The 13,203-nt window shown below is 73.6% G+C and carries 11 protein-coding genes; 9 read left to right on the top strand and 2 right to left on the bottom strand.

Features of this window, described 5'->3' with window-relative positions:
* The first annotated feature begins 304 nt into the window (after positions 1-304).
* From infC to pheT, 6 genes are all read left to right on the top strand, one after another.
* A complete protein-coding gene (infC, locus tag ACN265_RS20185; protein WP_204927568.1) occupies positions 305-955 on the top strand; it encodes a translation initiation factor IF-3 in 651 nt (216 codons plus the stop codon).
* 19 nt (positions 956-974) lie between these two features.
* Positions 975-1,169 (top strand): 50S ribosomal protein L35, encoded by a 195-nt coding sequence (rpmI, locus tag ACN265_RS20180; RefSeq protein ID WP_026267805.1) that lies wholly within the window; start codon positions 975-977, stop codon positions 1,167-1,169.
* A 32-nt stretch (positions 1,170-1,201) separates the two neighbouring features.
* Complete coding sequence (gene rplT / locus ACN265_RS20175) at positions 1,202-1,594, top strand: 50S ribosomal protein L20 (protein ID WP_088645192.1); 393 nt, start codon at positions 1,202-1,204, stop codon at positions 1,592-1,594.
* A gap of 31 nt (positions 1,595-1,625) precedes the next feature.
* Positions 1,626-2,507 carry a TrmH family RNA methyltransferase gene (locus tag ACN265_RS20170; protein WP_421408956.1) on the top strand — a complete coding sequence of 294 codons (882 nt, stop codon included), beginning with the start codon at positions 1,626-1,628 and terminating at the stop codon, positions 2,505-2,507.
* 170 nt (positions 2,508-2,677) lie between these two features.
* The gene (gene pheS, locus ACN265_RS20165) at positions 2,678-3,757 is read left to right on the top strand and encodes a phenylalanine--tRNA ligase subunit alpha (protein WP_421408955.1); all 1,080 of its coding nucleotides are present in this window, start codon (positions 2,678-2,680) and stop codon (positions 3,755-3,757) included.
* Positions 3,758-3,797: 40 nt separating this feature from the next.
* Complete coding sequence (gene pheT / locus ACN265_RS20160) at positions 3,798-6,344, top strand: phenylalanine--tRNA ligase subunit beta (RefSeq protein WP_421408954.1); 2,547 nt, start codon at positions 3,798-3,800, stop codon at positions 6,342-6,344.
* Positions 6,345-6,398: 54 nt separating this feature from the next.
* On the opposite strand, the gene ACN265_RS20155 is transcribed toward pheT, so the two are convergent.
* Positions 6,399-7,277 carry a Crp/Fnr family transcriptional regulator gene (locus ACN265_RS20155; protein WP_357930629.1) on the bottom strand — a complete coding sequence of 293 codons (879 nt, stop codon included), beginning with the start codon at positions 7,275-7,277 and terminating at the stop codon, positions 6,399-6,401.
* A 171-nt stretch (positions 7,278-7,448) separates the two neighbouring features.
* Between ACN265_RS20155 and ACN265_RS20150 the strand changes: the two genes are divergently transcribed.
* From ACN265_RS20150 to ACN265_RS20140, 3 genes are read left to right on the top strand one after another with little or no spacing between them, the layout of a single operon-like run.
* Positions 7,449-8,267: a hypothetical protein gene (locus ACN265_RS20150; protein ID WP_421408953.1), complete on the top strand. Its 819-nt coding sequence runs from the start codon at positions 7,449-7,451 to the stop codon at positions 8,265-8,267.
* Positions 8,264-10,546 carry a hypothetical protein gene (locus tag ACN265_RS20145; RefSeq protein ID WP_421408952.1) on the top strand — a complete coding sequence of 761 codons (2,283 nt, stop codon included), beginning with the start codon at positions 8,264-8,266 and terminating at the stop codon, positions 10,544-10,546. The genes ACN265_RS20150 and ACN265_RS20145 overlap by 4 nt, the downstream gene beginning before the upstream one ends.
* Entirely contained in the window at positions 10,543-11,367 is an 825-nt protein-coding gene (locus ACN265_RS20140) for a hypothetical protein (RefSeq protein WP_421408951.1), read from the top strand. The genes ACN265_RS20145 and ACN265_RS20140 overlap by 4 nt, the downstream gene beginning before the upstream one ends.
* Before the next feature lie 49 nt (positions 11,368-11,416).
* Here the strand turns inward: ACN265_RS20140 and ACN265_RS20135 are convergent, their stop codons facing one another.
* Positions 11,417-13,150: a beta-1,3-glucanase family protein gene (locus ACN265_RS20135; RefSeq protein WP_421408950.1), complete on the bottom strand. Its 1,734-nt coding sequence runs from the start codon at positions 13,148-13,150 to the stop codon at positions 11,417-11,419.
* Between the last annotated feature and the right edge of the window lie 53 nt (positions 13,151-13,203).

The following is a 13,203-nucleotide window of genomic DNA, read 5'->3' as shown; positions in this document are numbered from 1 at the left end:
ATGGCTGCGCCGGGGTGTAGTGTTGCCACGTCGACCAGACTGCCCCCGCCTGTGGCGTGTGGGTGGTCCCGAAGCGGAGCGCCTGCTCCCACCCGAGTCGCCCCTGAGGTGGCCGGGTCCGGTCACCGGTTCCGGGTTCGTCCCGGCACCGGATGCGCGATCATGTGATCGTGCCGACCGGTCGAGCGGGCCCTGGCATGCGCCGGGGCCTTCTGCTTTCCGGGTCGCCCCCACCCGGGGGCCGCGCGGGGTCGGCCACGCAACAGACTCGACTCGAGGAGGCCACATCAGCGTCGAACCACGCGTGAACGAGCAGATCCGGGCACGTGAGGTCCGACTGGTCGGCCCTGAGGGTGAGCAGGTGGGCATCGTCCCGCTGGAGCGCGCCCTGCAGCTGGCCGCGGACGTCGACCTGGACCTGGTCGAGGTTGCGCCGATGGCGCGCCCGCCTGTGTGCAAGCTCATGGACTTCGGCAAGTTCAAGTACGAGAGCGCACTCAAGGCGCGCGAAGCGCGGCGTAACCAGCAGCAGACCGTCATCAAGGAGATGAAGCTCCGGCCGAAGATCGACCCGCACGACTACGAGACCAAGAAGGGTCACGTGGTGCGGTTCCTCAAGGCCGGCGACAAGGTCAAGGTGACGATCATGTTCCGCGGTCGGGAGCAGAGCCGCCCGGAGCTGGGTTACCGGCTCCTGCGTCGGCTCGAGTCCGAGATCACGGACCTGGGATACGTCGAGGCCGCTCCGAAGCAGGACGGCCGTAACATGATCATGGTTCTCGCTCCGCACCGGGCCGTCAAGGCATCCGCGGTCGCCGCCACGGCGTCCCGTGGGGGCCCCCGGGACCGGGCCGCGGAGGAATCGGCCGCCCCGGCAGGTGGCGCGACCCCGGTGGTCGGCGAGACCGCAGCAGCCGGCGAGACCGGCCCGACCGCTGACACCAGCGGCCAGTAACAGGGAGAAGACGTTCCACATGCCGAAGATGAAGAGCCACACGGGTATGGGCAAGCGGGTCAAGGTGACCGGCAAGGGCAAGATCGTCGCCCAGCAGGCCGGCCTTCGCCACAACCTGGAGAAGAAGCCGTCCACCCAGACCCGGCGGCTGACCGGCACGGTCGAGCTGGCCAAGGCCGACGTCAAGCGCATCAAGAAGCTGCTCGGCCGCTGACGCGCGCCACCTTTACCTAACAAGGAGTTGAGATGGCACGCGTCAAGCGGGCTGTGAACGCCCAGAAGAAGCGTCGTACCCTGCTGGAGACCGCGAGCGGTTACCGCGGTCAGCGCTCCCGGCTGTACCGCAAGGCCAAGGAGCAGGTGCTGCACTCGATGCAGTACGCCTACCGGGACCGTCGCGACCGCAAGGGCGACTTCCGGCAGCTCTGGATCCAGCGCATCAACGCTGGCGCCCGGGCCAACGGCATGACCTACAACCGGCTGATCCAGGGCCTGCGCCTGGCCGGCATCGAGGTCGACCGCAAGATCCTGGCCGACCTGGCCGTCCACGACGCCGCGGCGTTCGCCGCGATCGTCGAGCTGGCCCGCGCCGCCGTGGCGGCCGAGGGCACCGGTGGCGCCGCGGCCCAGGCCGCCTGACCCACCCCGGCAGCAGATCGAGGCGTCTCCCATGCAGTCACCACCGCGCGGGAGACGCCTCGACGCCGTCACCGGCCCGTTCACCCCGCGTACGCCCCGGGTGGTCGCCGCCCGCCGGCTGCACCGCCGACGCGACCGCGACGCCACCGGCCGGTTCCTGGCCGAGGGACCGCAGGCCGTCCGTGAGGCCCTCGACCGCACCGGCACGGTGGTGGAGCTGTTCGGCACCCCGGCCGCGCTCGACCGGCACGCCGACCTCGCGGCCGCTGCCGCCCGCGTCGACCTGCCCGTCTCCGAGGTCACCGACGAGGCCCTGGCCGCGCTCACCGAAACCGTCACGCCGCAGGGCGTGGTCGCCGTCTGCCGGCATCTCGACGTGCCGCTGGACGCCGCCCTGGCGCGTGGTCCCCGCCTGGTAGCGGTGCTCGCCGGCATCCGTGACCCGGGCAACGCCGGTACCGTGCTGCGCACCGCCGACGCGGCCGGCGCGGGTGCGGTGGTCTTCGCCGGCGACACCGTCGACCCGTACAACGGCAAGTGCGTGCGGGCCTCCGCCGGCAGCCTGTTCCACGTCGACGTGGTCCGCGCCGGCGACCCCGGGGCCGTGGTCGACACGTTGCGCGCCGCCGGGCTCACCGTCCTCGCCACCACCGGGTACGGCGACAGCGACCTCGACGACCTCGCCGACCGGGGCCGGCTCGCCGCCCCCACCGCCTGGCTGTTCGGTGCCGAGGCGCACGGCCTGCCCGGGGAGCTGACCGCCGCCGCCGACGCCCGGGTCCGGGTGCCGCTGCACGGGCGGGCCGAGAGCCTTAACCTGGCTGCGGCCGCTGCGGTCTGCCTGTACGCTTCAGCCCGAGCACTGCGCCGACCCCGGTCGGGCGCACACCCAGCAGGGGAGCCGGTCACGTGAGGAACGCGCCACGGCGTTCGTTTAGCCAGCCCGCCGGTGTCGGCGGGCGGTGGGCCTGACCTTCCTCCGCGCGTAACTCCCACCGGCGGGCTGCGGCACCGCCGCGCGTCCGTAGACTCGCCTAGCCGCCCGGAAGGGCCGGCGCCGCCGTGAGGGAGTGCCCGTACGCCATGAGTTACCGCAACGATCCGTACGACCCGAAGCAGGTCGCCCTGCTCGACCCGGCCGCCCTGGCCGGGGCCGTGGCCGACGCCGAGAAGGCGTTCGCCGCCGCCACCGACCCCGACGCGCTGACCGCGCTGCGCCCCGCGCACCTCGGCGACCGGTCCCCGGTGTCGCTGGCCCGCCGGGAGATCGGCGCGCTGCCGCCGGCCGCGAAGTCCGACGCCGGCAAGCGGGTCAACGAGGCCCGCCGGGCGGTCGAGTCCGCGTACGCGGCCCGCGCCGAGGTGCTCGACCGCGAGCAGGCCGCCCGGGTGCTGGTCGAGGAGCGGGTCGACGTGACCCTGCCGTACGACCGGCGGCCCCGGGGGGCGCGGCACCCGCTGTCGACCCTGATGGAGCAGATCAGCGACCTGTTCGTCGGGATGGGCTACGAGGTGGCCGAGGGTCCCGAGGTCGAGTTGGAGTGGACCAACTTCGACGCGTTGAACATCCCCGCCGACCATCCGGCGCGCGGGCTGATGGACACCTTCCACATCGCACCCCCGCCCGGCGCGGACACCTCCGGCCTGGTGCTGCGCACCCACACCTCGCCGGTGCAGGCGCGTACCATGCTGACCCGCAAGCCCCCCATCTACGTGGTGGTGCCCGGCCGGGTCTACCGCACCGACGAGCTGGACGCCACCCACGCGCCCGTCTTCCACCAGGTCGAGGGCCTGGTGGTCGACCGGGGCATCACGATGGCGCACCTGCGTGGCACCCTCGACCACTTCGCCCGCGCCATGTTCGGCGAGGGGGCCAAGACCCGCTGGCGTCCGCACTACTTCCCGTTCACCGAGCCGTCGGGGGAGTTCGACGTCTGGTTCCCCGAGCACCGCGACGGCCCGCGCTGGGTCGAGTGGGGCGGCTGCGGCATGGTCAACCCGAGGGTGCTGCGGGCCTGCGGCATCGACCCCGAGGTCTACTCCGGGTTCGCGTTCGGCATGGGCATCGACCGGACGGTGATGTTCCGGCACGGGGTCAGCGACATGCGGGACATGGCCGAGGGCGACGTGCGGTTCACCCGCGCGTTCGGGGCCGGGGCGTAGGGCGATGCGGGTACGAGTCACGGAGACGGTGGTCTGAGTCATGCGAGTTTCTGTCAGTTGGCTGCGGGAGTACGTCGACCTCCCAGTCGACCTGCCCACCGAGGACCTGGAACAGGCCCTGGTGGACCTCGGCATCGAGGTCGAGTCCGTGGTGGACCTGCGCCGCACGGTCACCGGTCCGCTGGTCGTCGGTGAGGTCCGCGAGATCGAGGAGCTGACCGGGTTCAAGAAGCCGATCCGGCACTGCCTGGTCGACGTGGGCACCGCCAACGGCACCGGCGAGTTGCAGCAGATCGTCTGCGGGGCGCGTAACTTCGCCCCCGGCGACCGGGTCGTGGTGATCCTGCCCGGCGGGGTGCTGCCCGGCGACTTCACCATCGGCGCGCGTAAGACGTACGGCCGGATGTCGGCCGGCATGATCTGCTCGGCGATGGAGCTGGGCCTCGGCGACGACCACTCCGGCATCATCGTGCTGCCGCCGGACACCCCGGCCCGGCCCGGCGACGACGCCCGCCCCGTGGTGGGCCTCGACGACGTCGTGGTCGAGTTGGAGATCACCCCCGACCGGGGATACGCGCTGAGCGTGCGCGGCATCGCCCGGGAGCTGGCGTACGCCCTCGGGGTGGCCTTCCGCGACCTGGGCCGGGTGCCCGCGCCGGCCGGTACGGCGCAGCCGGCGTACCCGGTGCAGGTGCGCGACACGGTCGGCTGCGACCGGTTCACCGCCCGGATGGTCCGGGGGGTCGACCCGACGGCGGCCACGCCCGGCTGGATGCGGCAGCGGCTGACCGTGGCCGGGGTCCGCAGCATCTCCCTGGCGGTGGACGTCACCAACTACGTGATGCTCGAACTGGGCCAGCCGATGCATGCCTTCGACGCCGACCGGCTCACCGGTTCGCTGGTGGTGCGTCGGGCCGAGGCGGGCGAGAAGGTGACCACCCTGGACGGTGTGGTCCGCTCGCTCACCGCCGAGGACATGGTGATCTGCGACGACACCGGCCCGATCTCGCTGGCCGCGGTGATGGGCGGCGAGACCAGCGAGGTGGTCGGCGGCACCACGAACGTGCTGCTGGAGGCCGCCCACTGGGACCCGGTGATGGTCGGCCGTACGGCCCGCCGGCACAAGCTGTTCAGTGAGGCGGCGAAGCGGTGGGAGCGGGGCGTCGACCCGGCGCTGCCGCTGGTGGCCCTCCAGCGTGCCGTCGAGCTGCTCACCGCGCACGGCGGGGGCGAGGCCGGCGCGGAGATCCTCGACCTCGACCACGTCCGGCCGATGCGGCAGGTTGTCCTCCCGGTCGACCTGCCGTCGCGCCGGGTCGGGGTGGACTACTCCCCGCAGCGGGTGGTCGACCTGCTGGAGCAGGTGGGCTGCACGGTGATCCGGGGTGCCGACCGGCTGGCCGAGGACGCGGGCACGGTCGCGACGACGGCCGGTGGCGGTGACGTGCTCACCGTCACCCCGCCGACCTGGCGGCCCGACCTCACCGACCCGGCCGACCTGGTCGAGGAGGTGGTCCGCCTCGACGGGTACGACCGGGTGCCGTCGGTGCTGCCCACCGCGCCCCCCGGCCGGGGGCTGACCTGGCAGCAGCGTCGCCGTCGGGCGGTGGCCCGCTCGCTCGCCGAGCGCGGCTACGTCGAGGTGCTGGCCCTGCCGTTCGTCGCCCCGGAGTTGGCCGACCAGCTCGGGCTGCCCGCCGACGATCCGCGCCGGCCGGCGGTACGGCTGGCCAACCCGCTGTCCGAGGAGGAGCCGCTGCTGCGCACGACCCTGCTCGGCCCGCTGCTGGGCATCCTCAAGCGCAACCTGGGCCGGGGTCACCGTGACCTGGCGCTCTACGAGATCGGGGCGGTGTTCCACCCGCGTCCCGGCGTGGGTGCGCCGCCGGCCATGGGGGTGGACCGCCGCCCCACCGACGCCGAGTTCGCCGCCGCCGACGCGGTGGTGCCCGCCCAGCCCCGGCACGTCGCGGTGGTGCTCACCGGTGACGTGGAGCCGGCCGGCTGGTGGGGTGCCGGCCGCGCCGCCGGCTGGGCCGACGCGGTGGAGGCCGGCCGGGCCGTGCTGGCCGCCGCCGACCTGCCGGCCGAGCGGATCGAGGTGCGGGCCGCCGAGCGGGCGCCCTGGCATCCCGGCCGCTGCGCCGCGCTGCTGGTCGACGGGGAGGTGGTCGGTCACGCCGGTGAGCTGCACCCGGCGGTGCTGGCCGCGTTGGAACTGCCCCGCCGGACCAGCGCCATGGAACTGGACCTGGACGCCCTGCCGGTGGCACCGGTGGTGTCCGCGCCGACGGTGTCCGGGTTCCCCCCGGCGCTGATCGACGTCGCGTTGGTGCTGGACGACACGGTGCCGGCCGCCGACGTCCGGGCCGCGCTGGTCGAGGGCGCGGGTGAGCTGCTGGAGCACGCCCGGCTCTTCGACGTGTACGCGTCGGAGTCGCTCGGCGCGGGTCGCCGGTCGCTGGCGTACAAGCTCACCTTCCGGGCACCGGACCGGACGCTGACCGTGGAGGAGGCGGTGGCCGCGCGGGACGCCGCCGTGGCCGTGGCCGCCCAGCGGTTCGGGGCGACCCTGCGCGGCGCCTGAGGTGTGACAGCCGACGACGGCCCCGACCCGGTCACCGGGTCGGGGCCGTCGCGGTCACGTGTCGTCGGTGATCTCCCCGCAGGTACGCAGGGCCGAAAGGTCGCGGACGGTGATCCGCCGGTAGTCGGTCTCCACCAGCCCCTCGGCGCGTAGCTCCCGTAGCGCCTTCTGGATGGAGGTCTCGGCCGCGCCGCAGATGGTGGCGAGTTCCGGTTGGGTCAACCGGACGTCGATGACCATGGCGTCGCGGTCCTGCCGGCCGTGCGAGCGGCACAGCTCGGCCACCACCCGGGCCACCCGGATCTTCACCGGGTACGACGAGAAGTCGATCCGGCGACGGTTGGACCAGCGCAGCCGGTCGGAGACCATGGCGGCCAGCTCGAGGGCGGCGTCGGGATGGTCGCGCAGGAAGGTCTTGAACTGTGCCGGCTGGATGACGCTGTAGCGGGTGGGGCCGCAGGTGGTCACCGTCGCCGACCGGGGATGGTCGTTGAGCGCCGACATCTCACCCACGAGGTCACCGCCGACCCGCAACGACAGCAGGGCGGTCCGCCCGTCGGGCAGCGAAGCGGTGACCTTCGTCAGGCCGTCCTCCAGTAGCACCAGGTACGCCTCGTGGCGACCCTCCTGGATGAGGATCTGCCCGGCCGGTACCTGCCGGCGGACGCCGGTGGCCAGCAACGCGTCCCGTACCGGGCGGTCGAGCCGTTGCAGGAAGGTCCCGTACGGCCAGTCGCCGTCGGTGGGGACATGGGGTTGCCGCATCAGCACCGGCATCCTCCTCAGCAGACGAGAGGTGCCGAAGCGTATCCGGGTTGACACAGCTCGCACCGCCCCGCGACGGACCGCGAGGGTCTCGGCGACCACCAGGGCCAGGATCACGGGCGGGGAGAGCCCGAGCGCCAGGAGCAGTTCGGTCAGGTTCGTCCACATGTTCCCAGCACAACCGACCCGGCCTAGCACGACATCTGTCCACGATGGGATGACCGGATACCGACAGTCCCGGCGATGCCGTACTTCTAGGGGGTCTGCGCCCTGCGGGGCGGTTTCCATGGGCACGGTGGTGCCCGCTCGCCGAGCGGGCTGACGACGAAGGGTGTGCCCATGCGACATCCCGAACGGCGTCTGCTGATCTCTGTGGACATGGAACGGTACAGCCGGCGCAGCAATCTTCAGCAGTACGAGGCACAGCAGAACTTCCACACGCTCCTGCAGGCGGCGGCGACCGACGTCGGTCTGGACCGGGTCACCTGGGCCACCCAACAGGCCGGGGACGGCGAGCTGGCGATCCTGCCCCGCGACGTGCCGGAGTCCCGGGTCATCGGCCGGTTCGTGCCGGAGCTGAACCGGCGGCTACGCGCGTTCAACAGCAGCCGGACGCCCGCCGCGCAGATCCGGCTGCGGGTGGCCGTACACCAGGGGCTGGTGCACCTGGACGGCGCGAACGGCTTCCCCGGCCACGCCGTCGTGCACGTCTGCCGGCTCTGCGACGCCAAGCCGGTGCGCCAGGCGCTGGCCGCGTTCCCCGACGCTGGTGTGGCGCTGGTGGTCTCGACGGAGATGTACCGCGACGTGGTCTGCGAGTACCCGGAGGAGATGCGGCCGGAACGGTTCCGCCGGATCGAGGTCGAGCACCCGGAGAAGGAGTTCCGGGAGCCGGCCTGGCTCTACGTGGTCGACGAGGACATGTCGTCGTGGCCGTCGCCGCAGGAGCCGTCGTCCTCCACCGGGGGAGCGCCGCCGGCCGGGCCGGACACCGGGGCGGGCGCGGCCCGGCCGGACACCGGAGCCGGCGCGGCCGGGCCCGGCATCCGCACCGGCGACATCCGGGTACGCGGACAGAACGCGATCGGCCCGAACGCCACGGCCATCGGGTCGGTCGGACGCGATGCCGTGTTCGGCGGCGAGGGCGGCGGCCGGTGACCGGGGCGTCGGATTCGTGGGAACCGCCGGACCCGGACGGCCGCGACCAGACGCGCCCGATCGACACGGCGGCGGACCTTCCCGGAGACGAGGAACGGTGGTCGGACGAGAACGTGGCCGAGTGGTCCGCGGCGACGGACGCGTCCCCGGTGGGGCCGCACCCCGAGGACGAGCCGGTGGACGAGCCGGAGGAGGCACCGGACCCGGCGGCCGTCCTGGCCCGCCTCACCGCGCTGCTCGGTGTCCCGGCGGGCATCGGGGTCGGTGACGTACGGGTCCGGGGTCAGAACGCGACCGGCCCGGGGGCGACGGCGATCGGCACCGTGAACATCACCACGGCGACCGTGGGGACCGGTGGCCGGACCTGGTCGGAGACGCTCAGCGGTACCTGGGTCCGTCAGCTGGCCGACGGCTACGCCCCCGCGCCGAGCGACCAGCGGCTCGACCGGCAGCTCAAGCTCCGTCACCTGGTCTGCCTGACCGGTGCCGACGGTACGGGCCGGCACACCGCAGCCTGTCTGGCCTCGGCCCGCCGTTACGGCTACGACCGGGTGGGCGTGCTCGACGCGGAGCACCTGTCGGACCTGTTGGGTGCCGACGCGCCGGTGCGGCCCGGCCACGGCTACACGCTGGCGCTCGGCGAGGAGGCGGTCCGGGACCTGGACGGCATGACCCTGGTGGGCCTGTCGGCGAGGCTGGAAGCCACCGGAAGCAGCCTGGTGCTGGTCGGTGACTTCGAGCGCCGGGAACAGGAGTTCGCCGGGCACCTGGTGCCCCACCGCCCGGCGGCTCCGGTGGAGGTGTTCCGGGCCCAACTCCGCCGGCTGTTGCGGGGGCAGTGCGTCGGGTGGTGCGTCGACGGCTGCACCGGCGACTGCGTCGACGTGTACGTCGAGGAGGAGTGCGTCCCGCATCCGCTGCTCGCGGCCCACCTGGCCGGCGGCCCGCGCGCCGCTGAGGTCGTCCGGCTGGCGGAACTGATCGCCCAGGCCCCGCCGCGCGGCGGCGACCTGACCGAGCGGCTGGAACGGCTGCTCCCCCGGCAGTTGCGGGAACGGGCCAGGCGGGTGCTCGCCGTCGAGGACGACGGCGTCGAGGGGGCGTCCCGGTGGGACGTCGACCAGCGGCGGGCGTTCCGGTTGTCGTGCGCGGTCCTGGCCGGGCAGTCCGTGGTCGAGGTCCAGGCGGCGGCCGGACGGCTGCTCGCCGCGCCGGTGCCGGGCGACGACGGTGCGACGTCCCCGGCCCCCGTGGGGTTCCTGGGCGGGGTGGTGGACCTGCTGCTCGGCCCGGTGCTGCGGCAGGCCGTCGTGCTGGTCGACGACGACCGGCTCCACGGCGGGCGGCGGATCGAGTTCTCGCCCGGCAACGACCAGCTGCGGACCAGCCTGCTGGAGGTCGCCTGGTCGGACTGGTGGCTGCCGGAGCACCTGCTCGGGTGGCTCGCCACCCTGGTGCGCACGGGCAATCCGGGTGTCCGGGAGGCTGCCGCGGGAGCGGTCGGCTGGTCGGCCCGGCACGGGGTGCGGGTCGCCTTGGAGACGGTGGACCGGCTGGCCCGGGAGCGCCGTGCCGGCGTCCGGCAGGCCGCCGCCATCGCGCTGGTCGCCATGGCCATGCAGCCGGAGCTGCGGCAACGGGTGCGCACGGAGTTGGACCGGTGGGCGTCGAGCGGACCGGCCCACCTGCGTGACACGGTGGCCCGCGCCTACGCGTTGGGGCTGGCCCGGATCTGGCCGGACACCGCCCTGCTGCATCTGCGGCAGATCGCCCAGGCGCAAAAGCAACGGTGGCACCACTCGGTGGTGCGCGGCCTGGTGGAGGTGCACACCGCCGGTCACCAGGCGACCGTGCTGCCGGCTCTCGCGGAGTGGACCCGCGCGGAGGATCCGGAGGTGTGGCTGCACGCCGGACGGGCGTTGCGCCAGCTCGCCGACCGGTGGGCACCCGCACCCCGGGAGCACTGGCCGGAACTGCTCGATCTGGCCCGGGTCGGGACCGTGTCGATGACCGACCTGGCCGACTGCTGGGCCAATGCGCTCAGCCTCCCCACGACCGCCTACCGCTCGTGGCGCACGCTCGGCTTCTGGCTGAACCGGGCCGACGGCCATCCCGAGGTCGCCGCCCACTGCCTGGAGCTGCTCGGGTTGGTGGTGGCGGGTCGGGCGCCGCTGCGGCACCGACTGGACCACCAGCTGCGCCATGTCTGGAAACCCCTGATGCCCCGCAACACCCTGCTCGACGACGTACGCCGACTCACCGACGAGGACCACGGATGAACGTGTACCCCAGCACCACCACCGGCACCCAGGTGCCGGTGCCGCAGCGCCGCCACTGGTGGCAGGGTCTGTTCGGCACGCCGGTGCCTCCGGTGCCGACGCCGCCACCACTGCCGGCACCGGCGCCGGTCACGGTGTCGTTCCGGCAGGACGCCCCGCACCCGTTGCTGGTGCCGGCGAAGGGGGATGCCTTCGACTTCCGGGTGTACCCCGTGTATGTCTGGACCGGCCGGCGGATGACGTTCGAGGAGCTGAAGTACCGCGCCGAGCGGTACCTCGACTGGGCCGGCGGGATCGTCCGGGAGCGGATCGTCGACGTGTCGCGGGAGTTCGAGCCGCATCGCTCGCACGAACTGGAGCGGGTGCTCAACGACCGGCTCGCCGGGCAGCGGTGGCCGGCGAACGAGTCGTTGCCGCAGTTCACCGCCCACGTCCGGGTCAGCCCCGACGAGCGGGTACGCGACCGGCTGCGGCCGTACTGGGAGGAACGGATCAGGCTGGAGTGCGAGCACGAGTTGCAGAAGATCCGGGCCCGGCACGTCGATGACCTGACCCGTCGGTGGTGCGCGGTGCTCCAGGCGCTGGAGGCCGATCCGGTGACGATGCACGCGGCACGGCTGACCGGCGAGCAGTTCGCCGAGGTGTTCCGCCGTTACGTCGACGAGCGCCGGGCGACGGTGCCGGAACTGGTGACCCTGCTCCGGGAGGCGGTCCGGGGCCACCACGACCTCAACCTGGGCCCGTCGGAGTACACCGAGGCATGGGACGTCGCGTTGCGGACGTACGAGCGCGAACACGGGCTCGTTCAGCGGACCGGCTGAGCGCGGGCGTCTTCCGGAGGCGGCCCGGCCTCCGGAAGACGCCGCACGGTCAGCCGGTGAAGGGCAGTACGACGCGGGAGGCGTCGCCGACGCCGAGGGTGGTCGGGGTGCCGCCGATGGCGTTCCAGACCTGCACGGTCACCGTCCCGCCGCGCAGGTTGCCGAGGGTGCCGGTGGCCGAGCGCAGCCCCTGGGTCTGCCGGTAGCGCTCGACGCCGGGCACCGGGTCGGTGGCGAAGTAGGCGTACGTCTCGACCCGGTCGGCGGTGCCGTCGCCGGTGAGGTCGTACGACACCCGGGCCTGGACGCCGTCGCCGACGGCGGTGCCGGCGTCGACGGCCAGGTCGAAGGTGGTGGCTGCGCCGGTCCAGGTGCCGGTGAGCCCACGGGCGATGAATACCCGGGCGTTGGTGGGGGTGCCGTCGTGGTTGCCGTTCGCCGCCGCCAGGCTGACCGTGCCGGCGGGTCCGGTGGTGCCGGCCAGGGTGCCGTCGGCCTGGAGGTGGCGGGTCGCGTTCCACGGCTGGCCGGTGGACGGGGTCGGGCTGGGGGTGCGGGTCGGGCCGGCGGTGGGCGTCGGGGTGGTCGTGCCGGTGAACGGGGTGAGGGTGAGGCCGGCGGCGCGCGGGTCGCCGTCGTGCACCAGGGACTCCTGGGCGAGCACGTCGTCGAAGGCGAAGCCGTACGCCCGGCCGTCGACCATGTGCTGGTGGATGATCCGGGAGTAGTGGTTGGTCAGCGTGCCCCGGTAGAAGTCGGCCGGGCCGCCGCCGGGTTGCGTGGTGATGGTGTCGAGGGTGGCGCGGTGCAGGGCGGCGCAGAGCGTCCGGGCGATCGGTCCGACCACTTGGTCGTTGGGGGCGGCGAGGGCCCCGTCGCAGTCCCACACGTCGGAGCTGGTGGGCCTGGTGAAGGTGGCGACCTGTCGGCCGGCCGGGTCGGTGAACGTCATCGTGGTGCCGGCGGTACGCCCGAGGTAGCGCACGTCGGGCCGGTCGGTGAACGGGGTCACGGTCAGCGTTCGGGTGGTGTAGGAGCGCCAGGCCGCGTCGATGTACGGGTCGAGGTATCCGGGGGCGAACCGGCCGGCGTCGACGGCCTTGCCGGGGGAGAGTACCCGCAGCACCGTGCCGTCGGACCGGGTCTGCACGGTGTCCGCCCAGCCGGGCTGTGCGCGGACGGCGTCGATGACGGCCTGCCGGCCGCCGTTGACGAGTTGGCCGGCCCGCCGGCTGGTGCCGCTCGCGCCGGTGACGCTGACCGCGTGCGGGACGGCGAACATGTCGACCTGGGTGCTGTTGAGCCAGAGCCCGGCGTCGTTGTAGGTGAACTCGGACCAGTCGAACAGGATGTCGCGGTTGGGGTCGCCGGCGGCCCAGGGGGCCGGCTGGACCAGGCCGTCCGGGGTCAGTGAGAAGCGCAGCTTCTGGCCGAAGGAGAAGTAGACCCGGCCGGAGAGGCCACGGGGAACCCGTAGCGTGACGGAGCCGCCGTTGGCGGGTCCGGCGATCGATACGTCGGGGGCGGGGGTGGGTGGCTGGCCGCCGGCCGGCCAGGGGGTGAAGACGCCCCCGGCGGTCACGTAGCCCAGCCGGCCGGAGGCGAGGTCGACGCCGAGGAGGTAGAGGTGGACGGCCTCCGCCCGGCCGGTGCTGTTGGTGACCGTCAGCGGGAGCGGGGACGGGCCGACGGCGCGGGTGGGCGCGGTGGTGAGGCCGAGGGTGGTGGCGCCGGCGATCGCGATCGCGGCGAGGGCGGTGGCCCAGCTTCTCGGGGTACGCAAGGACGGCTCCTTCGGCCGGGCCGCAAGCGGCAGGCGGGTGGATTGTGGCTGAT

The organism is Micromonospora sp. WMMD730 (assembly GCF_049178955.1).
GTDB lineage: Bacteria > Actinomycetota > Actinomycetes > Mycobacteriales > Micromonosporaceae > Micromonospora > Micromonospora wenchangensis.
The sequence above is the reverse complement of the archived record's forward strand: the minus strand, read 5'-3'. Positions and strand labels throughout refer to the sequence as shown.

What these genes read in the sequence shown, in the direction of transcription:
- rpmI (WP_026267805.1), top strand. Translation starts at nt 975, where the DNA reads ATGCCGAAGATGAAGAGCCACACGGGTATGGGCAAGCGGGTCAAGGTG.
- rplT (WP_088645192.1), top strand. Translation starts at nt 1,202, where the DNA reads ATGGCACGCGTCAAGCGGGCTGTGAACGCCCAGAAGAAGCGTCGTACC.
- ACN265_RS20170 (WP_421408956.1), top strand. Translation starts at nt 1,626, where the DNA reads ATGCAGTCACCACCGCGCGGGAGACGCCTCGACGCCGTCACCGGCCCG.
- pheS (WP_421408955.1), top strand. Translation starts at nt 2,678, where the DNA reads ATGAGTTACCGCAACGATCCGTACGACCCGAAGCAGGTCGCCCTGCTC.
- pheT (WP_421408954.1), top strand. Translation starts at nt 3,798, where the DNA reads ATGCGAGTTTCTGTCAGTTGGCTGCGGGAGTACGTCGACCTCCCAGTC.
- ACN265_RS20155 (WP_357930629.1), bottom strand. Translation starts at nt 7,277, where the DNA reads ATGTGGACGAACCTGACCGAACTGCTCCTGGCGCTCGGGCTCTCCCCG.
- ACN265_RS20150 (WP_421408953.1), top strand. Translation starts at nt 7,449, where the DNA reads ATGCGACATCCCGAACGGCGTCTGCTGATCTCTGTGGACATGGAACGG.
- ACN265_RS20140 (WP_421408951.1), top strand. Translation starts at nt 10,543, where the DNA reads ATGAACGTGTACCCCAGCACCACCACCGGCACCCAGGTGCCGGTGCCG.